The sequence below is a fragment of the Candidatus Synchoanobacter obligatus genome (assembly GCF_024259865.1).
Lineage (GTDB): Bacteria > Pseudomonadota > Gammaproteobacteria > Comchoanobacterales > Comchoanobacteraceae > Synchoanobacter > Synchoanobacter obligatus.
In genome coordinates this window covers 345,470-370,754 of sequence record NZ_JAKUDN010000002.1, presented here as the reverse complement: position 1 = coordinate 370,754, position 25,285 = coordinate 345,470, and the positions used below count along the sequence as shown (strand labels likewise).

Here is a 25,285-nt window from a genome sequence, read left to right as displayed (position 1 = left end):
CTAAAATCCTTCCACAGTTAGTTTACGCAAACGCCCATTATCCATCACCAAAATCACTGGTGACTTCGGCAACTCATAAGCAGATACAGTTCCTGAAGCTCCTTTCATAGTAGAAACCCAGGCTGGTGATACAACTGGCAAATCCGTTCGAACATACATAAGGTCACCAAACAACCAAGCTTTTGCAGCGCCGCCTTTCACACGTAGCGGCTTACTATTCGGTGGTGCTATATTATTAATAACAGAATTTAGTACTGGATTTGCGCCCGTCGCATAAGTTGATGCCTCTGGTTTTGCAAAAGGCCCATAACCTGGAATCTGAAGGTCAACCCGATAATCCACTTCCTGTTGCCCTGGAATTAATGAGAGAATAACCGGGGTGTTTAAGCCTTGCAACATCACAACAAGATTACCATCTTTGTATAAAGACATCGCCTGAATCAACAATGTATTTGATAAAGAAGACTCATCCGCATCGCTATTATTCCAAACAATGTTAAATGCCGATGGGTCACCAACATCATAAGCCCTAATCGGCCAAGGCGCTCCTGTAGAATCGACAAACAATAGTGACGATACATAGCCAGGCGCCAAGCGAATTGCCGCTGGAGCACTACCCGGCTGTAAATCAACCATAAGTGATGAAAATGTCGGGGTTGGTGCCACATCATCGCGCAGTACCGACTGTCTATTCAGCTTACGATAGAGCTCTTTAACGGATTGCATTTGATCATCAGACAAAGGGGCCAATGATGACTCTAAATCTTTATACGCTTCTTCCTGTTCCGCAGTTGTTGCGAACAGTGATGACGTCAACAACATAAGTAACCACCACTTTGCTGAGCCTATTTTTAGTGACCGCAACATATGCTTCTCCTTCATTAACTACTGCGAATTGAAACTGTCGATGGCTATACCAGCGCGTTCCATATCAAAATTTACTCGCCTAACGACCATGGTACAAACCCTAGATTCACCACGAGCCTCGCCAGCACTCTCATAAAAAAGTTGTATTGGGAATTGAATCGTCCAAGAATAAGCCCCATTTAGCACACCATGCTTTAAAACCAACGGCGAATCACTCACAACAGCTGTTGAGGTAATCTTTCCTGTGACAACTTTCTCTAACCAGCCTGAGCCTCTTAGTGCAGACAATAAAGCCCCCCAGCCCTTTTCAGTAAAACGGTATTTTAAAGAGCCAATCTGGTCGTTGATATTCAAAAAATCTACCGTAAACATTTGGGCCCCAACAATTGAGGCCCATGTTGTGATGTCTTCAATAGATTTTGCAGGTAAGGATAAAGGAATTGTTTTTTGAACCTTAGAAGTTTCAGGGACATTAACTTTCAATGGCTCACCTGTGTCTCCACGATAAAACGTATCCCTAGAGATATATGTCGATACATATCTAACGACATCTGCTCTATCTGCCATGCGCTCACCGATAAAGTAATAACATGCGATAGACAACACCAGCAACACCAATGCAGAAAACTGCCCTAAAAATAGGTTTATATGGCCTGACTTATGTTGCATAACATCCGACACTCTTATCCCTCTGATACCACAAAGTTAACAATACCCACACCCTCTGGATTGTTGACCAAGCTAACCCGCTGAACCATCATGGTTAAGCGAACCGGCAGATCCACATTCTTAGGGCCCTTTAACTTTAAAATTAACGGCATGACAACCTTCCAGGTATAACGGCCATTTAAAACCCGTTGACTAATAATTTGGGGCGCTTCTGTTGCTCTAGCCGTCATCACAAGTCTCTGATCAACTACTGTCTTCAAAGTCTTGGCTTTTTGCAATGCTTGTTGAAATTTTGTCCAACCGACATCAGTAAAAAACTTAGAAGCATCTTGCAATGATGTCTTATAGTTAACAAAGTCATATGTGTAAGCCCGAATGGCTGAATTTTTTGCCCATTCAACAAGCTCTGCATCTTTCATTCCAGGCTCGCTCAATGGCAGAACGGGGATGATACGACCATCTGGTGATGTTGCAAAGAAAGCGACTGGCTCTGTTTTATCATACAGCTTTAGAACGGACATAAAAGCGATTAGATTTGTCACAATTAAAGTCAGTATAATTACCAATGACTTCCTGTACCCATCACGATAAAAATCGTTTCTCAAAGCAATTGTCTCTAAAGCATCAGACATCGGCTAAACCTCTGCGTTTGGCGTATATTAAATTATCGCACGTATACACCAGTAAAATCAAAAAAAACTGACACATATTCACATAGTCCATACTAATCAATAGTTAACTCAACATTAACGAAAGTTTCATCATTTGGATAAACATCCCAAATGGCATAACTATTATTCTTCACATACTGAGACACTGTAACCGGCGAGTAACTCACATCTTCTAATGTTGCCAACAAAAACTCAGACAAATGAGACACTTGGGCGTACAAAGAAGATGTTTGAAAGACCAAATCTGGTTTCGCCACATTGATTGATCCCTTCAAGTATACCTTACCACTCGACAAACGGATTAAATCTTCCAGCAAGTCGCCAATCTCAACAGCATTTTCTGCAAGATACGTCGTATTCCCCTGATACAGCAATCGTATTGGCATCATAACATTGATCCGACTTCCTGCCTGAGTCATATAGGCATTGTAATCATCAAAACGCTTTTGAAATTGACCAAACTGGTCCGCAGACATAATGGCGCTGCATTGATACAACAGTAACAGCAAACATGATCGGTGTAGCATCTTATTCACTCTTAACCTCCTCCTTCTTCAATGAATTTTCAATATCATCTACAGCAGCAGCCACCGCTGAATGATCTAATAAACCAATTGGCGTATAAACACCTGTCAACGCCTCTACTTTATCCAACATCACGTCTGCTCCAGTCTGAGCACTTCCCTGATCCTCGCCAAAGAAACGCAATAAAAGCACCAACTGCGATGATAACTCCTTACGATTTAAAATAGCATTGATTTTCTTATTGGCATCACCCTCAACAAGATAACGCGTAAATACATTAACCAGAGCCACATCAACCGGCTCATCCGTAACTTCTTCGACCTGAGCCTCTTTATTGGCGTGCATATCACTTAAAATGGCTAGAGATTTGTCAATCAAGCCCCCTTCTGCTTTATCTAGTAATGCGAAAAGCTCTTGCAGCGCCTGGTCTTCTTCAACTTGAATTACCTCTGGAATCTGATGGGAGGTGTAATCCTCAATCCCTTTCACCAAGTCATACAACTTTTGATCCGACAACATATCAACCTTGATCATTTGATTCAGTTGCATGTATCCACAAGGTGGCGGATTTGCATAAAAAGTTTTAGCCCGAACGATATCTGATTTGAAAAATATGTGCGCCTCACCCAAACCTTGATCTTTTAAGTCAAGCAAATCAATTCGCGCCCGCTTATCCATTTTGGCACTACGGGTATCTAAGTAAGAGTTACTAAGACTACTTTGATTGGCATTAAAACTATCAACTGTTGAGACATAAGCTTCACCAGCCCCTTTCATAAAGAATTCCCAAGTATCAGTTGGATCTTCCAGCTTCATACAGATTTTGATATTGGTATTTGCACCAATAGATGCAGCCTCTTCTTTTGATGCTTTTTGGAAAGCTGGTAAATCTTGCCCCGCAAAAACCACCGAAAACCCAAGTGAACGGGCCTGAGCAGGTACCACCGCAAAGCCTTTCACTGCATAATAACCATACTCATCAAGAATACATAAAAATGGTGTTTCCGCATTGGTTGGCTTTCGAACAATCAGATCTCTATAATCTCCCTCTACTGAGTCACCGAGACCTGAAGCCATCATTGAGCGCATAGATGCAATCACAACTTTACCAAGGTTGGACAATTCATCCGGAGATTTCTCTAACGCAGGCAACAGAACCACCAATATACGGCGATTCAATACCACATCTTGTAGATCAACTTCAGCCAAGTCAGTTCTTAAAATATGCCCATAAGTATCCGCAAGTGATGTGAACACCCTGGTTAACTGCATCGTAATATAACCATGCTGCTCAAACACTTGCGACACTTGCTGACCTTTTCTCTCTTTGTTATAACCCGGGAGTGTGGACAAGTAGTTCATAACAGGCTCTTTAACCACACTTGGTAAGTTACTCATATCAATAGAGTATTCGCCATTATCCCGCATAAAAACATTATCTGCCATAGCCTCTAAACGCTCAAGCGAGAAATAGTTCCTAATGGTATTGGCGTCAAGCAATATATGCCCGGCATCTCGCATCGCAACCAAGACTTTCAGCAACGCTTCTACAAAGGCAATGGCACGACCTTTCCACATATCTCCATCACCACTGCCGGAAGAAGAGTCCATCATACCGGTAACCAAGTTTGCCAACATGCTCGATGAGCCTGTTGCAAAGGGATTCAGCGTATTCGACAAACGCTTCTCTTGTGGGCCCACAATGTCTTTTGCCCCTGTCATAAAGTTAATCAATAACAGATCATCTTCTCTACCCAAAAACCTAACGATCGAAAACACACTTGAATATAAACTATTGTCACCTTTACCATCAACATAGATAAAGCCACTAGATTGAACCAACGCATTAAAGGCCAATGATACCAAAAATACCGTTTTACCAGAACCGGTAGAACCGAAAATCAAAACGTGGGTTCGCATATCACTATCACCAAACCACAATTCTTTTTGATTCTTTTTGTCATTACCAAAGTAATAGGTACCTTCTGCCTTCATAGGCTTTCCAGTTCCAGGGTTTAGATTACCATAGTCCACCATCTTAGAACGCTGGGGCATTCTAAACGGCAGTTTTGCCTTACGGGTTGCTGTATATGAGATAAACATGACATTAAGCAGGATCAATATGTCCGCGATTGCGGGCAGAATGACTGCTGAAGCTGTTGTCGCACCAATAACAGCCGCTGCACCTGTGGGTCTATTAAAGAGCTCCGCTGCTTTTTGCCCAAGTGAACGGGTATCACGAATTAACTGACTGGTTTTCTGTTCTTGACCGCTCTCAATGCCTCTCATCTAATCATTCCTCATCTAAATTGATTAGGATATTTGCCAAAGCTTCATCTAACGCCTCAACTGCTTGCTCAACCACCGGCACTTTTAAAGGCCGTCGTAATCGACACTCTACCATCCAATGCCCCATAGGGCCCGCAACTTCAACAAACGTTGTTTGACGTCCAACGTTAGACAACACATACCATAATTTACGATCCAATGGCTTTAGCCAAAGGAACTCAGACACCGACAAAACACCATCTCTTCTTGCCAGCGTAATCATCGAGGCCATTACTGTATAAAGGTATGCATGAGGAGAAACCGCTTTTCCGACCCGCTTTGATCGAACATGTTTAAACAACAATAAGCGAGTACCACCAAAATCCAAACTACCTGACGCAGCAGATGCCGCAATACTTCTTAATAAACTCCGCGCGCCCTCTGAATCATTCTCTGCCTTTGCACAAAATATCGCAAATAATGCCAAAACATAGGGTGGCAACCCTTCCAATCCTGACCACAGTGGACCCATTTGAGCACAAAAAACAATAGCAGCCTTTTCTTTCTCCAGCCTGGCAACTGTTTGCCCCTTGACAAGCTCCTGCCGCAATAATCCATGTTTTTTTGCAAAACTCAATGGCTGATCACTCATCCGCCACTCGCCTTTACGCACATCTTGCTTTATCAAGCCTTTCCCCAATACACAGCTGATTTGCGGCCAGTTCTTCACCTCTTGACGGGCCAAAGACGTCATACTGTAAACTTGATTAAAACGTGAAAAGCGGTGAAAGAACAAACAATAGACTACACCCAAAGAGCCTATAATTATGGCTGGCAATGACAATGCTGCACCGAATCGTGCAGAAACTTGGTAAAGATCTTTGTATGTGACAGAACCAGGAGAGACATTTTCCATATAGTTAATCGAAGATTTTAAATACGCAATGGCAATAACATCTTCATGAACAAGCTCTGAAAAACGTTCAATAACATTCAAAAAAGCCAGTACAGCTTTTGCCTCAATCAAGCGTATGGCAAAAATCGCCTGGACGATCTTTTCTGAGTAATAATACCATGATACGATCGTAACAACCGCAATAAGTCCTATGATCAAAAACAAGTCAAGCGATTGATCAGGGGGATTTTGCTGCTGGCCTCCGCCCTTCAATGTCATCTCCTAAATAAGACAGGTAACATCATTATATCGCCATTAAATCCATAATTCAATCAGAATAGCGACTTGTCAACACCCGGAGCTTTCTTCCGTCAAAAACATATGTCTCACCTTGCCAATAAAAGGCATCCACCTCACACTGCCCTTGCACCAACCGATGCAAATAATGCTGATTGGCATTCTGAACAATGCTCCGAGAAGGCACAATAAGCTTAGCACAGCCCTCTTGATAATGCCTGGTAATGCACGCGTCCGCAGCACTTTTCGATAAATACATTGGACGCCCAACAACCGAATGTTCAATTTGGCGAATCTGCGACTCCCAAACCGCAATATCCCCCCCAGAATTATGGAACAATACCACGTAAACAGCCTGGTGCTGCCCCTCTACCCCAGACCCATTCAAGGGGACATTCTTCAACCCATTCAATGCCTGCCGCATTTTATCAGCCATCATCCCCAATAATGCTGACCGCCCCCAAACATCGTGACTCAAGATCCCTTCATATTGTTTAATCTTTTTAGACAGGCTCATATTCTTCCCGCTTGCTGCAAGCATCAGATTGCATCAACGCCTCCTTTAACGCCACAGCAGAGTCCACATGGGGCTCAATACGTAACACATCCTGGACTAAAGACAAGGCCTCAACATAGTTAGGGGAATCTGGACGATTTTTAATCAGCATCCGAAGTGTATTTTGCACCTCTTCCAGAACAATGTCAGCTTCTTGCAATGCAAGATATTCTTTTATATTTATACTCATAATACCTTAATTATTCTTCGTAACCAAACTCGTCTAAAGCCACGACCTCACCACCCCCTCTGCCGGCAATGACTTCTTCCAAAACATCAATAATAAACAGCATCACCAATGGCGTTGACAGAGGCAACGAAGTTATGCTGGCTGTATAGCCCAAATAGCTGCGCTCTTCTTTTGGATAGCTATCGCACAAAGACACACTCAAGCACACGGACATTACTTTACTTGCCCGCTTTATCATGGCAGGCAATATCCCAAACGTTGCAAAGACCTCTTCAGGCGACAAACTTTTATGCTTGAAGGTGAAAGAAACCTCTTTCGTCTTGGCATATTTGATACACGCCCCTGACAGCTCTTTAAAAACATCACTCATGACATCCACCATGGTCTAGCGGATTTCCTAGGCCCTGCCAAGAGCACTCGCACTCTTCTCAAAAAAACCATTGGCTTAAACCCATAATAATCTAGCACACCGAAAACTCCCATCGTGACAATAACCACAAAGAATGTACCCCACGAGAGATTCAGCAAAAACAACAATATCGGAAAACTTGTCGATGAATTCAAGATCCAAAGCTTTGTTTCTCGCCCTGTATCTTGCCAATTTCCATTTTCCGCCATTTTGCACTACCAAAATATATCTTTAAAAATTATACTACAATGCACAATCTCCTTCAAGGGCCAAATGTTAAAAAACTTACTCAAGACATTCCAAGACGCAACCTGTATCAGCAAAAGCAAGTTGTGGCCGATCATCACAGATCACTATAAAAAAACCGGCATCAGTGCCTGGGATCAAAGCGTGCCCTATATTGTCACCAACACAACTCTATGCGCTCAGTATCATGCCAGAGCCATCAACGTGCATGCACAACACTTACCTTATAAGCAGCATAGTTACATCATTATTGATTATGGTGCAGGGATTGGGCAACACACCTTTCACTTAGCAAAAGCCTTAATGACCGAGTCATTATCTCAACCATTGGATATGTTTGTTATTTATATGGCTGATGTTAGCAACGACTGCCTTGATTTTTGGAAAAACCACCCACAACTACAACCCTTTATTGACTCAGGACTCATCAAACCGGTGCAGCTGTCAGGAGAATGGCTTCATGATCTTAAAAAAGTGTGTCTTGACAATCACCCACATTACTGCTTGATTGCAAATTATTTGTTAGACTCCATGCCCTTTATGGGCTATGAGCACCACACTCTACAAAGCCTGTCATTACAATCACCAAGAAAGCATCTTACCCCTGAGTTTTCAGGACCCCTTGACGCTTTAAAGTTAAAGCTTGGCAACCTTAATACCAAAACCCATCACACCTACCCCAATCTACTCAAGCGTTACCAAAAAATCCCCCGCTACACAATACCATCCCTTGCAATCGACTTTATTCAACAATTTTTTCATCAAAATCCTGATAATCTGATGCTCATCAATGACAAGATGTTTTTAACTCCCGAATCTTTTAACTATGACGAGAGCTTTAACCTCAATCTTGAAGGGAACTTTTCTACAACCGTTAATATGGATGCTGTGGCACAATGCCTTCCCAGCAATACCTGTTTACACACCATCACACAACATTACCCCATCATCCAAACAGTTGCCATTGGACATATCGATTACACCCCTCCTACCAACCCAAGCTGTAGTGATGGCGCTGCGATACTACACTTTCTTCGTACCCAATCCTCAATCCCCAACCAAATATGTCTTTCTATAGCACCATTACTTCACCACGACAGCTTTTGCCTTGAGGTCTTTAGCCAAACCATTACCCCTGATCAAACCAAGGCCGAACACACCCAAAACATGATTGAAGCCTGCCTCGAACAACATTTCCATAAACCCTCTGATTATATTTTATTACATGCGAGTAAAATGATGCGCAGGTTAGGTCATTATGCTTTAGCTAAAGATTACTTGAAGCGCTACCAAAAAAAGCATATCACCAATGGTGCTTACCACTTAGAGGCAGGCATTCTTGCACACTGTATGAACAAACATTCCGAAGCACTAGAACAATTAACCCTGGCTGCCCAAGACCCTATAACGGCTGCTTCAGCCAACACCTTAATACAGCAGATGCGAGACACCGTAAACGAATAAACTTATTTTTCAAGGATTAAATAATAAACGCATTTCCTACTTGACATATGCGTCGGAAATCTATTCAATATAGTTATAATCTGAACTTGGGTATCGTTATGAAAAAATCGATCATCTGCTTAGGTGTATCTACGTTGCTCTTTGGTTGTGGTGGCGGTAGTGTTGATGAATACGCTATGACCGACGACGGACATAAAATCTCAATCAGTCCGAATGTGACCAAGTCATCGAATGATACGGAAATTGCCATTGCAGAAGCTGCTCGCGCTGCAACAACATCACTTCAGAAACTTGCCCAACTTCGTTATGCTAGTCAACCAGCTTCAGACGATAGTTTCAGACAAGAATTCTCTGTAGAGTTATCTGGATTGGCATCAGTAGAATACACCGGACCTTGTGAACCACTGATTGAGCAGATTGGAAAAACAGCCAATGTTAAAATTTCTAAGATCGGTAATCCAACGGCAACGCCCATCATTATTTCTGTACAAGCTAAGTCAGCCCCATTATCTGAAATCATTCAGAACATAGCGTATCAAATTCAGGGACATGCGAGAATTTCTTTCAATACAGAAAGCAAAGCTATTGAGATCATGTACCTCAACACCTAAGAGGATTTCCATATGTTGAGAACCATACGTTACATTCTACCAGCAAGCATTGCATTGGTGCTATTAACAGGCTGTGATCCAACACCTGATGATGGAGACTCCGGTCACCAGAAAGCCATGAAAGAGGTAGCATTGTCTTACGGTGCACAAGCCGGCTTGAATTGGAAGTCTCAACAAGTCGCCACTTATCTTGATTCACATAGTAAATATCTAGATCAAGTGTTTGATTTCAATGCCCTGCTTATGGTGCATAACATCTTGCCTCCTATTGTTGCAGAGTATGGTAAAAGTTACTCATTAGAAAATGATCAAACCATCCGGTTGTCAGATCAAGAAATTAAAATGCTTGAGCCTGCTAGATTTGTGACCGTTCCTCCAAGTTGGAGAGATTACATATACCTTGTATATAGCAAGCCTCAAACACCCCCAGAGTCTTTGCTTCCTCATAATGAAATTGAAGAGCAGATTTGGAAAGATGCTTTGGCCACTGGATGGGAAATCGGTATTGAACAGGCAGATGCTATTTTTAGCGATGCTCTTGCTCGCTTATTAAGAGACTTCAAAGGCATTGTCCTCTACCACCAGCTTCACCTACAAAATATGATTTCTGCACCGTATGCTGAAACAACCAACTTAGGGGTCACTGGTAATACCCAAGGACTAAGACTCAATGACAAAATCATCAAGATTGTGACACCGTCTGTCTTAAACCCACAAACCAACCAATGGCATCCAATACTCTATAATGCCAACGAATAAATAATTCTGCCAGATCCAAATATTGCGTTATAATTAGAGACGTTTTATAAATAGGATATATTATGGCAACAAAACCAGAAGATTATATAATGGAAGGAGAGCCTGGTCGCTTCTCTGAACCTGATTTAAATATTATATTAGAACATTGTGCCAAGTTTGAAGTTTCTGATATCACCATCCAGACAGGTGAAATGATCATCATGGAAGAATATGGAAAACTTAAACGCATTACCAGAAAAGTATTGTCCAATGCTGAAGTTGGTGACTTATTAAATGGGATATATGGTGCCAATGGTACAACCCGACTATTAAGTGGTGAAGACATTGATACCAACTATGAGTTTAGACCCAGTCGTGCCGAACGATTACGTTTTCGTGTTAATGCCACTGCCTGTTTGGTTGATGGTCATGAAGGCATTCAGATTACTCTAAGAACCATTCCTACAGACCCTCCTGTCCTTTCAGAGATGGATATAGATAAAGAACTTGAATCTGGTTTAAAACCACAAGATGGTTGTGTGTATGTCACTGGTGTCACTGGTTCTGGTAAAACCACCCTACTGGCCTCAATTATTCGTGATATTGCAGAAGATGCTGAAGAGCACCGAAAAATACTAACCTATGAGTCTCCCATTGAATTTGTTTATGACAATATTGACAACCCAACGGCTGTTATTAGTCAGACCGAGATTCCCAAGCACCTGCCCACTTTTGCTCAAGGGGTTCGGAATGCTTTAAGGAGAAAACCCCGACTAATCCTCGTGGGTGAATCCAGGGACTATGAGACCATTAATGCCGTCCTAGACGCCGCATTAACCGGACACCCGGTTTACACCACTGTACATAGTAACGGTGTTGCTGAGACCGTTAGAAGACTCGTAGGTAGCTTCCCCAAGAGTGAGCGCGCGGGTAAAACCATTGATATCATAGAAACCATGCGACTGATTGTGTGGCAGCGCCTTGTTCCATCAACCGATGGCAAACAAACCGCTCTTCGCGAGTACTTGGTATTTACCGATAAAATCCGAGACGAGTTACTGGCTGGTGATATGGAAAACATCACAGCAAATATTCGTAAGATCCTCAAAAAGAATAAATTGACCATGCTAGATGCTGCCAAAGCTAAGCATAAAGCAGGTATCATTTCAACAGAGGTGCTCAAGAAAATAGAACAGCAAGACAAATCAAAAGACGAGGATATTGGTAAGTAAGCACATAAGATTACTGTATAACACTACCCATTATGGAACGGATTCTCCGTCTTTTTCCACTCGGCGAACGACTTATAATTTTGCGCATTACCCATGTCCTTAACTATATCTTTAGTGCCCGAAAAACCCGATTTTCCCGCTTTATATAACGATGTGAACGGTGTTAAAACGATAGCAAAAGGAACACCTAAGGGTTTATTAGGAACAACGTTCAGATTATTAGCAAACTCTTGACCCAAGCTGCCAGCTATGTTACCCAAGATGCCAGCTATGTTTGCCGTTCCTCTGGCATATGTAACCAAATTGAATTTATTAGCGAGAATTCCAACATCCGCAGCTAATAATTTAGATAGTGAACGTGATTGACTCACCCTTCCTAACGCTGAATTTTCCAATATGTCGATCCTGTTTGCTGGATCCGCTTGGTCGATGCGCTTACTAGTAATATGGCTACTTGAGTTACCTGTTATAATCCCTAGCTTCTTCATGGAGAACACGCCTCCAGGCCCCCAGGAATTTAATTTTTTCGCTGCTTTGTATGCCTCTTTATCAGACTTCCCTTCTTTCTTTAACTTCTCCGCATGCTTTTTCTGAGCCGGATCTAGCTTTTGAATGGCTTTATCATGTTTACCCGCTCGGGCCAATAACCTTTCACCAGCATCACTTTTGATAATTTTAGTAATATTTTCATACCTTGTGGCTACAGTCTGTAATTTAGCATTTGCTCCAAGTGATGAGACACCTTGAGCCCCTGCGGATACGCCGCCTTCAAAATCTTGCCTCACACCAAGGACTTGCTCTAATGGGCTTGTCCCACCCATAGGGCCAACGCCAATCCAACTACCAATTTTATCTGGTAGCGAACCAATTAAAGAGAATGCCTGCAAAATAACCACAAAAGCAACATACGAATAGATCAGCATGGTACCAATAAACGCTGCAAGTTGAACACCACCTTTCAGCGTACCAGAAAAGATAGCCACATTGAGTAAGTGCACAAAACCCAAATTCAAATACGACAGAGCAATATATGACAACAATGTGGCAAATAGCACTGAGAAAATAATTAGCAATGGTCTTAGATACATCACCAATAACATCATCAATACCTGATCAGATGCACCTAAAAACTGCTGACTGCTTGGATGTGCCAACCCTAATGCTACAAGTGGTGATGCCACCATGACTTCAACGATTAATAACACCCAGCCCGCAAAAGAAAACAGGAGAATCATATAGGGTACTGTTGGCAAAAACACACTAAATATTAACCCCCAAATCATCAATAACTGTGATATAGCAGCACCGATAGGCTGCTTTAAATACATCAGTTCCTGGTCTAGACCTGCTTTGTAGTTATAACGTTCTATACCAATGGCTATTCCCGCATTGGCACCAAAAACCACACTCCTCACCCACCCCACAAAGGGTCCTGACGCTTCCGCACCAGTAGACAAAGCCCTCGCCGTTGACAACAACGCTGAATTCATTGACCAAACCTCTTGTGCCAGCTGGGCATCTGTGGCCATCACGCCATCATCTCCTGTAATAGCGTTTTTTGTATAATCAATACTGGCGTTGATCATCTTCTGACCCATATCGGATAAATATTTTATTGGACTCACGGACACATCACTGTATGTGTATAGTCCCGGTGAAACCGTTTTTTCCACACTACTATACCCTGTAAGTGCCTCAATCATCTTTTTCAACATCTCATCACTTTCAGAAGGGATCTTATGAATGCGCTCCGGCGTAATACTACCGCCATAGTTAAGATTTAGCGGTTGACTACTTGCACTTTTGATCCCTTCAGATTCATCTTCTAGTTGAACCAAAAGAGCTTGAACTTCCTCCACTCCCGTACCTTTCCCTTCATTAATATCTATATCTATGTTACCCGACTTAATAGGCTTGGAAAGCTTTTCCTTTAGCTCATCGCTGCTGCTTTTCATGATCGCATAAGCCACTTGACTGTTGGCCTTATCAATAATGCCACTATAATCATCATCCTTAATATCTTGAATATTAACGCTAAAGTCTTTTCCCTTTATAGTCTTATCGAGATTAAGCGGCGGCTTATACACACCAAAATATTGACTGACATCCGTAGCTTTAGATGGCTTTGAACCAACAGTCTGCATCATTTTATCCATGATATAGCCCAAACCAACCAAAACATCACTAAAAAACATTTGATCAAAATTATCTTGGAAGATTATTCCAGTTGGCCCCTGACCAGTTTCCATCTGGTTCAAAATCGACGCTTTAATCTTTATAGACCTCATACTCTGTACTGGGTTTAGCTTGTCAACTTTGGGGGGGTCATGCTGAATGGCGCCTCCAGAATTGTCTAGCTTTAGCCCCACAATTGACTCACTACCACCAAATGTCTCATACAGTTTGGCTTGAAGCGTCTCTGCTGTCCAATCTTCTGCACCATTTTGAGGGTCAATCAAATACTTCTGCTTTTCTAGCGCTATAACCGTTTGGATGAGTCCTTTATACGCACTGATGTTTTCTTGAAGATTAACTTCTACATCACCCAGGGGCGAATGATTTTGTTGAATCGCCGATTTCGGTTTACTGTAATCACCTCCTGTAATACACTCTGTCTCAGCCGGAAATGCACGACAATACTCCGTTAGTAATAACTGATCATACGCCATATCAACCACAGTTTTAAGTGCCACATCAACATTCGTAAAAACTTGTCCCGCCTGATTGGAATCCGTGGCGACATTTAAAGAGGACGTAACAATTACTAAAAAGTTTCCCGCAAAGGTTAAACTGCTTTTAACCACCTGAATCACAAGCCGCTGGATCAACGCAAAGTTATTCAGGTTATCACCATAAGGGATCAATAACGCAGCACCCAATATTGAGCGAATAATCACCCATGTATTCAACTTTCTTGCAATACCAGCACCTTCCGATGCTGCAAGTGCCCCTGCATAAATCAAGGTATAAGCAGCTAAAAATCCCAAACAGGCCAAAATACCATAATTATAAATTCCAAACAAAAACGGGAGGGCTTGACTAAAGAAAAAATAGTCGCCACCCGTCTTTATATAGCCACTAAGAACATCAGCATGAGCGCTAGAGGCCAAAACAACGAGTATGACAGTTAAATATCTGGTCATATCAACCTCCTCTAAGGTTTTGAGCTTTACTAGCACCTGCACTGGCTGACCCATAACTCGAGTCTTGGCCACCTGCCATACCCGCCTCACGAATAGAGCCCAGGGCACCTTTCTGCTGTGCATTAACCGCATTCTGAAGCTGCATAACAGCGGCTGTTTCAACACCATCCATACGTTGGCCTCCTACCCATGCTAAAATAGCGTTTGGCAACTTGTATGTAAAAGAAATTGCCTGAGTTAATAGTGTTCCTGTTATATAAAGAACAATCAACATAAAAGCATACAGCATGAAAGCTTCATGTAGGGGAAGTGTGTCAGAACTGGCAAAACGACCAATCACCAAAGGAACGATACCATGAGATAACAACTGCATCCCTAAAGCCAATATAACCATCCCAGCATAATAACCAATCACAATCAATGGCGCTCTAATATAAACCCCCAATAGTACAATCATGGTTTGCTGCGCTGAACCTAAAAAGTCATGACCATGCGGAAATGTCATGCCCAATAATACCAATGGTGATGCCACCATTGCTTCTATTACAGCCAGCACCCAGCCAATGACCGCAATATAAAAGACTAATGTTGGTAGCATTGGCAACCATATTGCCAACAAATTTGAGATAACCATCATTGGTATTGCTGCAGTCACTACATACCCATACTTGTTATACGCAAACTGTGTCTGTAATTGCCAATCTTTATCAAACTTTGCCATCAACACCTGATTTGAGACCTGCGTCGCAGTGTTTGCAGCTCCAGTAATGGCTACCTTGGCAACGGCGACCCCCATCTCTGCAGGATATCCCGGAAAAGGAAGAGGCCCTATTAGCATAGGGCTACAAATTGGTCGCCTCAGTGTACTACCAATTCCTGGCTGGACACTAACCGTCAAACAGTTCATATGATCCCAAGAATTTGTAACCATGACTTCAGTTAGCGCTGACCCTGCCATCAAACCCATTTGCTGCAAGAAAAAGGACCAAAACGTGTTGGCTGCCAACTTCATTTGTTCCTGTTTGACATTACGAGATAATGTAAACATGAAGAGTAAGCTATCGGTAGAAAACTGAGTTGCCATTTCAGTCATAGCGCTTATTGGCGCCACCGAGACTTTGGCTGCTTTCCCATCAATCCCAATAAAGGTTTCAATCCACTTCGATCCAGTAGACTTTACAAAAGCCGTTATCGGAGCTTGCATAGCGACTCTCTCTGCCTCAGCAGAGTTAACAGACGTCAATTTATATTTTTGAGTATTGCCAGCATTCCATAAATTAACTAATGATGTCTCAGAATCAGTGAGCGCAAGAGACTGGACCCCACAGGTGTCATGGTTCGTGACTGTCGTCACATCACATACAACAGTTGGTATTGAAACAGTTAAGAGAAGTTTTTTGAGATGATTGGCTACAATAACTTCTGCGCGCAGACTATGGTCATCCTTCTCATCTCCTAAGTCAACTATATCTCTAAATAGATCGGCAGACAAACCCACCTCATCATTATTTTTCTCACCCAATATTTTAACAAAACCACCAACATCAAGGTTTTGCGTAAAACTGCTATAGGTTTTTTGTTTTTCAGAGGCCTTCTTCAATGACGTTGGGAAGGCTTTCTGAAAAAGACCATCCATTGACGTAACAGTAATACCTTCTGCCCGAAGGTCTTGGGACGCTTGGTATAAGATTGGAAAATAAATCCAATCTCGCCAAAAAGCCTGAACCGGCTTAACGACAATGACTTCCTCAGGAGACAGCGGATGAACAAAACTTTGAGCCCGGTGTTTTGAAATTAATGATTTCCACAAATTATTAAGACATGGATTAACATTTGAGCCACTATCTACATTACATTCTCTCTTTTGTGAAGCATCCGAGGGAGCCGCTGCAATAATACAGCCTTCTCTAGATATTGCATTTTGAACCTCACTTGCTGCCAGCATGATTCTTTTTTGAATACTGGACCAAGCATCTGGTGACAGTCCTTGAGGCTTCTGAAACACCATCGTTGTAGCGTCATATTCACTAGGGTCTTTCTTATTAAAAATTAATGCTAATGTTGGCCGACCAGCTTCAGAGCCACTTTTAATGCGGTATAATGGCTGAGAAAAATCATCCGGTGATCGACGATCTTCCTGATATTGAAAAGCCTCAAGCATCCCTGATATTAAATTTTCATAAAACCCAGTAGCAGTATAACCAGACAATAACTTACTTTTATTCAATGACGTTTGCATATTTGGATCATCCTGCGCAGCATTCGTACCACCTAACTCCAAATCTGTTGAATTCATCGTTTGCCGAATAATCATTTGAGAGATATCACCCGCATTTCCCACACTATGCATGACAATGCTCATCACAAATACTTGAATCAAAGAATAACCATTATAAACAGGATAAACCATGGCCATGGCAGAACCTGAACGAAAGAACATAAAATAAGAAGACTGCCCCATCTTCTTACCCATCAGACTTCCCTGAGATGCTGTACCAACCACGCCTTGCATTACCATCACAGACACAAAAAATGTTGCAAACATGATAATCGACGAGTTAAATACTTGGAATAATACAGATGCCAAGCCATCATCAACATTAAAATGTTGATCTACTGATCCAAATAATTGTCCTAAAAGCTCTATCGATAAGCCATCTTCGGCCCACACACAACAAGCGCCTAGGAATAGTGCCCGCATCAATAAAAATCTAGCCAGCGGCTTCATAAAAGTCACCTATTTTTGCCACCGCCTTTGCCGCCGGCGGCAGAACCACCATTGTTATCGCTGCCACTCGCACTCGCACCACCTTCTTTATCATCAGAATCTTCTTCATCATTAGTATTGCTCTCTGGCATCTCAACATTAGCCATAGAAGGCGCAACAGAAGGTGCCTTCGTCGACGCACCAGCACCTGATCCTGCTTGACCTGCTGCTTGAGACGTCTCCTGCTTGACTTGTTGAGCAAGCTGACCCACACCAGACTGTTCTGCTGGGCCTCCAATCCATTTTAAAATACGCTCAGGAATCACATAGATTAATGAATAGGTCTGTTCAATAATCGACATCAAAACATACACATAAACCAATATGATGCCTGCAGCGATAGCGCCCATGGCATACGCCTGATCCGCAACATTATCATAAACAACGGATTCAAAGGTTCCAATCACCATACCTGAAAAACCAATATGGAATAATGTCAATAAAATTTGCGAGGCAACAATCGCCATCAATAGCCCAAACAACATCGTAATCGGCCTAACAAAGACCCCCAACATGAGTATCATGGCTTGCTCACTTTTACCAAGAAGATCATGCCCTTCAGGGTGAGTCATTCCCAAGGCAACCAAAGGTGCCGCAACCATGGCTTCAACAATTGACATCAGCCATGCAACACCACCAAATAAGAACAACACAAATGGAAGGATTGGTAAATAGATTCCCAACATCACCCCCAGTGTCACAAAGATCCCTGCTATTGCCGTTCCAAAAGAAACAAACATATCCAAAGCAACTTTCGTACCATTAAACTTCAACTTTTGATCAGAAACAGCTATCTCAGCTGCGGTTTGAGCAACACTACCGGCTGCCGCTAACGGCGAGCCATATGTTAACGCCACACCGGCAGTAGCGCCTCCCATAATTGCAGAAGTTTTGTTAAAATACTTATCTGCCAGAATCTTTGTCTGTTCGTACAACTGAGTTTGGGTATCATCGTAATATCTAATGGCCGCATCTAGCAAGGCTGTTCCCAACTGCTGAATTCGTTTTAAAGGGTTAAGAACGTGTGTGGGAAAGAGAACTGAATACAGCAAGCTCCCTTGATAGTAGCATGAAGGATCTGGATCTGAAGTCATGACACCCCCAACAACACTCGGATCGCCAACCTTCCAATCGTAATCTTTTAGATTCAGGTCTTGATTAAATGTTTTGTGACAGCCTATATTTAACGTACCGAGGCTATTTTCGTATTTCATACCAATAATATTATATACAACCCGCTTAGACATCTCAACCAAGTTCCTCAACGGATAATCAACCCTAACTCCTAAATACCAATCGCTTATTGTCTTACCGGAACCTGGGTGGCCTTTAATCTGTGCAGGAAAAGCTGATAGAATCCCTCCGCCAGTGGTGTTAGCCTCATCAAGAAAAGTATCTAATTTAACCAACTGGTCTGTAATACTTAATGCATTCTCATCGTTTGGGCGATACTCACTCAAGAATGTACTGATACGATTGAACAGCTCATTATCCTCACTGAGATCCTTTATCCACTTTTCTATATTGCCAGATTCATCCGTGGTACTACCTTTAGCCATCTTATTAAGCGCCTCAATAACCTTTTTTTGAAGGTCCACAAGAGATACCGACTTACCAGGTTCTTCGATCAAATCTTCACCAATAGTACTTGGATTACGAAAGAGTGCTAACCTGGCATCTGGCTTGTTATAAAGCGATTTTGAATCAGGCACTTTTTCGGCATCTGGAGACAACTCATTATAATAAATACCTGCACTCAACCAGCCAGTTTTTATTGCTTCATCCTCCCACGTCTTCACCTCATTTTGCAAATCATGCGGCTTCCCCCCAACACTAGATGAGTCGTCATTAGATACGCTATCACCTTGCAAATCATGCGGCTTCCCCCCAACACTAGATGAGTCGTCATTAGATACGCTATCACCAGCAGCCAAGATTGTATGAGAACCCATAACAATCTCTTGAGCAATAGCTATTCGGTTTTGACACCCGAGATCAGTAATTTTCACACATTTGTAGATACGATCATACCTTTGTTCAATCGAGGCATCATTTAGTGCTGATACCCCCGACTCATCTTCAGATGCAAGGGTGAGAACCTCTTTTAAAGGATCATGACCTATTGTCTTTGCAAGAATGGCATCAAGAGAGCCTTTAAATGCCGGACTCACGTACGTCCCATCAGGCGTTATCTCTGTAGTCCAGATTGATTCATCTTTGCTTAAAATCTTATATTCTTGGATAACATTAGTAGGAAAATTTACTGTCACGCTTCCGTCTTCAACCGTGACGACATTAATATTATCGCATTGAACTGAATCTGAATTATCGAACTTACAGCGTACTCGTGCTTTGAACAGGTTAAATGGAACATGAGTCATCATGTTGCGCATGGCAGTAATCTCATATAATCTTTTATCATCAGAATCATCTACTACCGTTAACGCACGTATTCCTGTGACCGTCATTTCACTTTCATTAAGTTTAATCACGCCTACCCAGGCTGTATTTGCAAAAGCAATTCCCATTAATGCGACTTGCATCACCAGTTTTTGAACCAAGGAATAGCCTGATGCCATTGGAACCATTAATGACACCCCTGCCGTCGTTCTCGCTAATGTCCAGGGACTAACACGACTTGAAAAAGCCCCAGCGCCATCCTGAGCGGAACCGATAACGCTGGTAATCACGGTATAACCAACAATAAATGACACAACAGCCAGGAGGCCTAAATTAAACATTCTAAAAGCTTCACCAATAACAGTATTGCTTTGAGTACCAATATTTTCATAATCACCAAATATCACCCCTAGATACTTTAAGGACAAGTCTGTGTTTTTATTCGTGTATGTCGTTGTACTGGCATCTTCTTCTAGTGATAAGATGCTTTTCTTTAACATTGTCGTATCTCTAAACTCTTCCAAAATAGGACTTTCTGTGTTGGCCGAGGCAAGCGACGCCATAATGGCAAACACCAGGAATACTAAACATTGTCTAAATTTACTGATCATATCCTAACACGGTTTCATGAAACCATTCCTTTGCCGTCATTCCCAACTTCTTTCTACGTAACTGCATCTGCCAAAAACTCTCTCGAAAATAAAATGAGAACATCATGAGGTTGATCGGGACCATAACAAAAGAAGCCAACCATTTCTTTTTGATCAACAACCAAAGCATATACACAGCACCTATCGCAAAAAAACCTAAATACACTCGAGCAGCCCTTTGAAAGTTCGCCTCTTGGTTTGCTAAAAACTCCGGGGTATAACCATATTTACTCACAGCTTCTTCGAACGTTTCCTGAACAGCTGATTGAGCGTTGGCATTAAACAAACTGTTAAGCAACTGGCGAATAAATGAGCCATTTTTGGCCAATGAATCCCAACCAACCCACGATTTAACATGAAACAGTGATTTAAATGCAGACCTTAATCCAAACTTAATCATCAATGACTCCCCAAACTAATCTTATCATAACAGAAAAAATATCTAGAATCACCTATTATCCTTACCCACGTGTCGTAATCCCTTGAGCGCTGTCAGCAATACCTCCTGCCCCTTGTGATGCAGACTGCGAATGCTGAGTCAAACCACCAGAAACCTCACGCATGGCTTGCGACACTGAAGATCCTGCTGATTCTAACGGCCCACCAATCCACTTCAACACCTGATCTGGAACAACATAAATCGTTGAATAACATAGCTCTAATAGAACCAAAATAGCATAAGAGTATAACACCACGATTCCTGAGGATATAAATGCCAAAGGCAGAGAATACTTTGTCATGGTTGGCGCTGTAGTGAACACCGAGCGCATAAAAATCAATAGTGACAAAGAGAATAATGTATTGAATATTTTCATCGCAACATACGATAAAATAATGGACATCAAAAACCCAAATACCGTCAACATTGGACGCAGAAACACCCCCAACATCAGCATTAATGCTTGCTCAGCTTTACCCAGCATGTCTTGCCCTTCTGGGTGCGTGAATCCTAATAAAATAATCGGTGAGGCAATCATTGCTTCAATGACAGCAAACAACCAAGCCAATACCGAGAACAAGAACATCAATCCAGGGATAAATGGCACATAAGCGGATAGTGTCACGCCTGCAACCAAATACACAGTGGCCAAACCACTACCAAACGGTAGATAAATACCCAATATACTCTTGACAGCATCTTGTGAAAAGTCCACAAAGGTCCCTACAAGATCGGACACAAAATCTACCGTTTTCTTTAATGAGTCGGCACCGCTAGAATTTTGTGCTGCTTTTTTTCTTTCTTGCTTACTCAAGCCCCTTTGAGTCTTATACGTTTGATGGGCTTGGTAAGCTGAAATCGCACCCTTTACTGACGTGAACGTTGATGAGTATATAAACGCGGCATCCTGGGCTCCTATGATTTCACTAAAATATTTGTCTCTCTGATTGGGGTAAAAACCTGTTGATTTAGCTACCATCTTATGACCAAACTTTTTGATACGAATCAATGGATTGGTTTCTAGATCACCTGACTCAACCACACCATATCCAACACCCAATTGGCGGCCTGAAACTGATTCAAGCGCAGCGCCTGTAATGTCTTTAGACAAATCTCGAATATTTTCCAGCACCGGCTTAGCGTCAAAGCCCAGGTTAAGTGCCTCAAAGACCTTAGTCTCGGTATTCCCTAATAGCCCCCCCATCGCTGTTAAATAGGTCTCATAACATTCCGCAACATGATCACGAATATTATTCAACACCTGCTTCTTGCTCTCCTTATCACTGGCAGATGCTTTAGCGCTTGATGCTATAGCTTTTCTAGTGCCCTGAATTCCTTTTGCAGTTATCAAAACATCATAAGCCGTTTTTAAGGTGTAATCCTTCTTAGTCAATGCTGTGCGGTTAGACTGACTCTGTGGAACTTTCTTTGAGTACACACCTTCTGTCGCATCATCAACATTTAACTCAAAGGGTGCATTAGGAAGCTCTTTCGGTGCAATATCACCCCCTTCATCGCCATCTTTAAGTAACACCGGGTAGTACCCACCCAAGCTCACCCACCCACTTCGCTTCATAGCCTTTTGGCTAGCATTATCTGACATATAGATCGAACTGTCATCAACGACTATCTGCTTGACCAAAATTTTAACGGCTGATGCCAACTGTCTATTTAATTGAGCCTTTGAAACCTGCCCGAATTGCATCTGCTCTGTGAGCAAAAAGTTGGCAATGCTCAAAATGTAGCTCTTCATTGCATTTGAATACTTTATTGCTTCATACTTGGCATCTAGGCCTTTCCGACCATCTTTAGAACCAAACGTAAATTTGGCACCATCAATAACGATAGGCTCTGGATTTTTACCATATGGATAGGGAATTTCAACCTTCAGCTGGAATCCTGCTAAAGATCCGTCATCATGACTCATATCCTCAACATAAATCGTTGCCTTACTTAAATCCTCTCTAGTCAAATATTTATACTCTTTCCCTATCTTTTCAACCATGTTCTCTTCACAGGGCTGTACATAATTCACCAAATCTGAAATGGCTCGGTGCACTTTTGGTAACGGCACATCATTTAAATTCAGATTTTCTGTTTTAGGCATCCCCGTATCTGCCCCACCCTCCGGGTATAACTTAGAACCATCTAATGGTGTGGCAGATGCCTTTGCAACCTCTTCTGTCATCATGAATACCGCAGAAGAATTTCCCACCAGTTTCACATAATCAATGGCTGAGTAATAGAGCATATTCGCCGATGCCACACCGGCAATCACGACCTTCATGACCAAAACCTGTATCAACGCATACCCACTTGTAAACGGGATCAGCATGGTCAAGCTTCCGCCAACTCTTGCGAGTGACCAAGGACTAAAGCGATTCGAACCCATTGCACCGCCATCATGCGCTGTCGTTGACAGGCCAAATACTGAGCTATAAATAATAATCGTGGTTGCCAGTCCGGCAAAGCCAATGTTAAATATTCTAAAAATATAGCCCATTGTGCCTCCAGCCTTATCTAGGCTATAATCAACCTTACCAAAAATCCTACCCAAATATTCAATAGAACTATCATCGATGGGTAAGGGTAATGCAATATCCCCTTCCCCTCTAACATAGTCAGGCGTATCGGTCTTTGACAAAAAGATCTTTTTCAACGTCCCCATAACACTGTCGGCGGTATAAACTGTTGAGTTCAACCGGTCAGCAGTCCCCGCAGCATTACCCAACGAAAAGCTTGCAAGCAAGATGATGATAAAATGACTGATTCGCTTAAACACAAGAAATACTCATGAAAAAAATATAATACCTACACCTTAATCATAGCAAATCAGGCAAGAGAAATCACCCTATATTGCAGCCATTATATTATTCAGTCAAAATCCCGGCCATGGCATCATACCAAAATACGCCATCAACCCTATCTTCAATATCAATACCACGTTCAGCCAAAGTATCCCTGATACTGTCTGCAGCAGCATAATCTTTTTGTTTTCTAGCAGCTGTACGCTGTGCCAATAAATTATTCACCTCAGACACATTGGCACTACCCTGCAAATAGGTCATTGGCTCTTGCATTAAGATACAAAAAACGCCACCCATCGCTATGAGTAAGGATCTATCACCTGGTTGCGCAGATCCCTCCACCAGACGACCAGAGACTGCATGCATCAGCGCCAAAGCTTTAGATACCGCCAAATCATCCTTTAATGCCTCTGTAAACATCACCCAGTCAGCAGCATCCTCTGCAAAGTCTGATGTGTCCTTTGACTTCGCCAAAGCAAGATAAAAACTCAACAAGACCTTTTGCGCCTCAAGCATACCCGATTCTAGATAATTAAGTGGCTGGCTATAATGCGTCTTAAGCAAAAACAGCTTTAGAACATCTGGATGATATTGATTCAAGGCCTGTTGAATCGTCACAAAATTACCTAACGACTTAGACATTTTTTCCGAATCCACATGCAAATGTCCGACATGCATCCAATGTCGCGCAAATGTTCCTTTTGTCGCACAGACTGATTGTGCAATTTCATTTTCATGATGCGGGAACTTTAAATCGATACCGCCACCATGCAAATCAAAGGTATCTCCCAAAATCTTTGTAGACATCGCTGAACATTCAATATGCCAACCTGGTCGACCGTCCCCCCAAGGTGATGGCCAACTCGGCTCGCCCGGCTTAGCCATTTTCCATAACACAAAATCCGCAGCTGCATTTTTTTCCTCAGCATCAACCCGATGGCCTGACAACAATTGCTGCACACTCTGCCCTGACAATGCACCATATTCTGGGAACTTTTCTACCGCAAAACACACATCTCCTGCCTTTGACACATACGCTATACCTTGACGTTCTAATGCTTGGATCATGTCAATCATTTCTTGCATATACTCAGAAGCTTTGGGTTCATGGTCTGGCGTAACAAGCCCCAAGGCCTTTTCCTGTTCTTGGATCCCTGCGATCACTCGGGTGGTTAACGCTTGAGGTGTAATTCCCTCTTCATTAGCACGACGAATGATTTTATCATCCACATCCGTAATGTTCCGAACATAATTGACGGCATAACCCGTATGTCGTAAAAATCGAACCAAAAGATCGAATACCAGCATACAGCGCAAATGGCCAATATGTGCCTCGTCATAAACCGTTAGCCCACACACATAGATTCCTAACTTACCTGGAATAATGGGATTTAGAACCTCTTTTTTACCTGTTAAGGTGTTGTATAACTTCATCATAGTC

The 25,285-nt window shown here is 42.3% G+C and carries 20 protein-coding genes; 4 read left to right on the top strand and 16 right to left on the bottom strand.

The genetic code is table 11. The annotated features are described in order from the left end of the window. From MKS91_RS03610 to icmT, 10 genes are all read right to left on the bottom strand, one after another. On the bottom strand, positions 1-867 hold the full coding sequence (locus tag MKS91_RS03610; RefSeq protein ID WP_258569479.1) for a DotH/IcmK family type IV secretion protein: 867 nt from the start codon (positions 865-867) through the stop codon (positions 1-3). 18 nt (positions 868-885) lie between these two features. After that, complete coding sequence (locus tag MKS91_RS03605; protein WP_258569478.1) at positions 886-1,536, bottom strand: DotI/IcmL family type IV secretion protein; 651 nt, start codon at positions 1,534-1,536, stop codon at positions 886-888. 14 nt (positions 1,537-1,550) lie between these two features. Then, on the bottom strand, positions 1,551-2,168 hold the full coding sequence (locus MKS91_RS03600) for a type IVB secretion system apparatus protein IcmL/DotI (RefSeq protein ID WP_258569477.1): 618 nt from the start codon (positions 2,166-2,168) through the stop codon (positions 1,551-1,553). Positions 2,169-2,260: 92 nt separating this feature from the next. Further along, positions 2,261-2,743 carry a hypothetical protein gene (locus MKS91_RS03595; RefSeq protein ID WP_258569476.1) on the bottom strand — a complete coding sequence of 161 codons (483 nt, stop codon included), beginning with the start codon at positions 2,741-2,743 and terminating at the stop codon, positions 2,261-2,263. Further along, positions 2,736-5,021, bottom strand: a complete 2,286-nt coding sequence (locus tag MKS91_RS03590) for a TraM recognition domain-containing protein (RefSeq protein ID WP_258569475.1) — start codon at positions 5,019-5,021, stop codon at positions 2,736-2,738. The genes MKS91_RS03595 and MKS91_RS03590 overlap by 8 nt, the downstream gene beginning before the upstream one ends. Before the next feature lie 4 nt (positions 5,022-5,025). Next, positions 5,026-6,174 (bottom strand): type IVB secretion system coupling complex protein DotM/IcmP, encoded by a 1,149-nt coding sequence (gene icmP, locus MKS91_RS03585; RefSeq protein ID WP_258569474.1) that lies wholly within the window; start codon positions 6,172-6,174, stop codon positions 5,026-5,028. Between the two features lie 49 nt (positions 6,175-6,223). Next, positions 6,224-6,733 (bottom strand): type IVB secretion system protein IcmQ, encoded by a 510-nt coding sequence (gene icmQ / locus MKS91_RS03580; RefSeq protein ID WP_258569473.1) that lies wholly within the window; start codon positions 6,731-6,733, stop codon positions 6,224-6,226. Continuing rightward, positions 6,696-6,938: a hypothetical protein gene (locus MKS91_RS03575; protein ID WP_258569472.1), complete on the bottom strand. Its 243-nt coding sequence runs from the start codon at positions 6,936-6,938 to the stop codon at positions 6,696-6,698. The genes icmQ and MKS91_RS03575 overlap by 38 nt, the downstream gene beginning before the upstream one ends. Before the next feature lie 10 nt (positions 6,939-6,948). Continuing rightward, positions 6,949-7,308 (bottom strand): hypothetical protein, encoded by a 360-nt coding sequence (locus MKS91_RS03570; RefSeq protein WP_258569471.1) that lies wholly within the window; start codon positions 7,306-7,308, stop codon positions 6,949-6,951. After that, positions 7,305-7,556 (bottom strand): IcmT/TraK family protein, encoded by a 252-nt coding sequence (icmT, locus tag MKS91_RS03565; protein ID WP_258569470.1) that lies wholly within the window; start codon positions 7,554-7,556, stop codon positions 7,305-7,307. Before icmT ends, MKS91_RS03570 begins: the two co-directional genes overlap by 4 nt. Positions 7,557-7,620: 64 nt before the next feature. Here icmT and MKS91_RS03560 point away from each other — a divergent pair, with 64 nt between their 5' ends. The 4 genes from MKS91_RS03560 to dotB all read left to right on the top strand — a co-directional run bounded on the left by MKS91_RS03560 (position 7,621) and on the right by dotB (position 11,638). After that, on the top strand, positions 7,621-9,057 hold the full coding sequence (locus MKS91_RS03560) for a hypothetical protein (protein ID WP_258569469.1): 1,437 nt from the start codon (positions 7,621-7,623) through the stop codon (positions 9,055-9,057). 98 nt (positions 9,058-9,155) lie between these two features. Continuing rightward, positions 9,156-9,668, top strand: a complete 513-nt coding sequence (locus MKS91_RS03555) for a DotD/TraH family lipoprotein (RefSeq protein WP_258569468.1) — start codon at positions 9,156-9,158, stop codon at positions 9,666-9,668. A 12-nt stretch (positions 9,669-9,680) separates the two neighbouring features. Continuing rightward, positions 9,681-10,427 (top strand): type IV secretion system DotC family protein, encoded by a 747-nt coding sequence (locus tag MKS91_RS03550; RefSeq protein WP_258569467.1) that lies wholly within the window; start codon positions 9,681-9,683, stop codon positions 10,425-10,427. A gap of 62 nt (positions 10,428-10,489) precedes the next feature. Next, positions 10,490-11,638: a Dot/Icm type IV secretion system ATPase DotB gene (gene dotB, locus MKS91_RS03545; protein WP_272880552.1), complete on the top strand. Its 1,149-nt coding sequence runs from the start codon at positions 10,490-10,492 to the stop codon at positions 11,636-11,638. A 23-nt stretch (positions 11,639-11,661) separates the two neighbouring features. Here dotB and MKS91_RS03540 read toward each other — a convergent pair whose 3' ends face one another. The 6 genes from MKS91_RS03540 to cysS all read right to left on the bottom strand — a co-directional run bounded on the left by MKS91_RS03540 (position 11,662) and on the right by cysS (position 25,281). Continuing rightward, positions 11,662-14,781 carry a DotA/TraY family protein gene (locus tag MKS91_RS03540; protein WP_258569466.1) on the bottom strand — a complete coding sequence of 1,040 codons (3,120 nt, stop codon included), beginning with the start codon at positions 14,779-14,781 and terminating at the stop codon, positions 11,662-11,664. A 1-nt stretch (position 14,782) separates the two neighbouring features. Beyond that, on the bottom strand, positions 14,783-17,509 hold the full coding sequence (locus tag MKS91_RS03535) for a hypothetical protein (RefSeq protein WP_258569465.1): 2,727 nt from the start codon (positions 17,507-17,509) through the stop codon (positions 14,783-14,785). Between the two features lie 5 nt (positions 17,510-17,514). Continuing rightward, positions 17,515-20,559 (bottom strand): DotA/TraY family protein, encoded by a 3,045-nt coding sequence (locus MKS91_RS03530; RefSeq protein WP_258569464.1) that lies wholly within the window; start codon positions 20,557-20,559, stop codon positions 17,515-17,517. Continuing rightward, positions 20,549-20,998: a hypothetical protein gene (locus tag MKS91_RS03525; protein ID WP_258569463.1), complete on the bottom strand. Its 450-nt coding sequence runs from the start codon at positions 20,996-20,998 to the stop codon at positions 20,549-20,551. Before MKS91_RS03525 ends, MKS91_RS03530 begins: the two co-directional genes overlap by 11 nt. 61 nt (positions 20,999-21,059) lie before the next feature. Then, a complete protein-coding gene (locus MKS91_RS05320) occupies positions 21,060-23,819 on the bottom strand; it encodes a DotA/TraY family protein (RefSeq protein ID WP_258569462.1) in 2,760 nt (919 codons plus the stop codon). An 88-nt stretch (positions 23,820-23,907) separates the two neighbouring features. Beyond that, positions 23,908-25,281, bottom strand: a complete 1,374-nt coding sequence (gene cysS, locus MKS91_RS03515; RefSeq protein WP_258569461.1) for a cysteine--tRNA ligase — start codon at positions 25,279-25,281, stop codon at positions 23,908-23,910. Between the last annotated feature and the right edge of the window lie 4 nt (positions 25,282-25,285).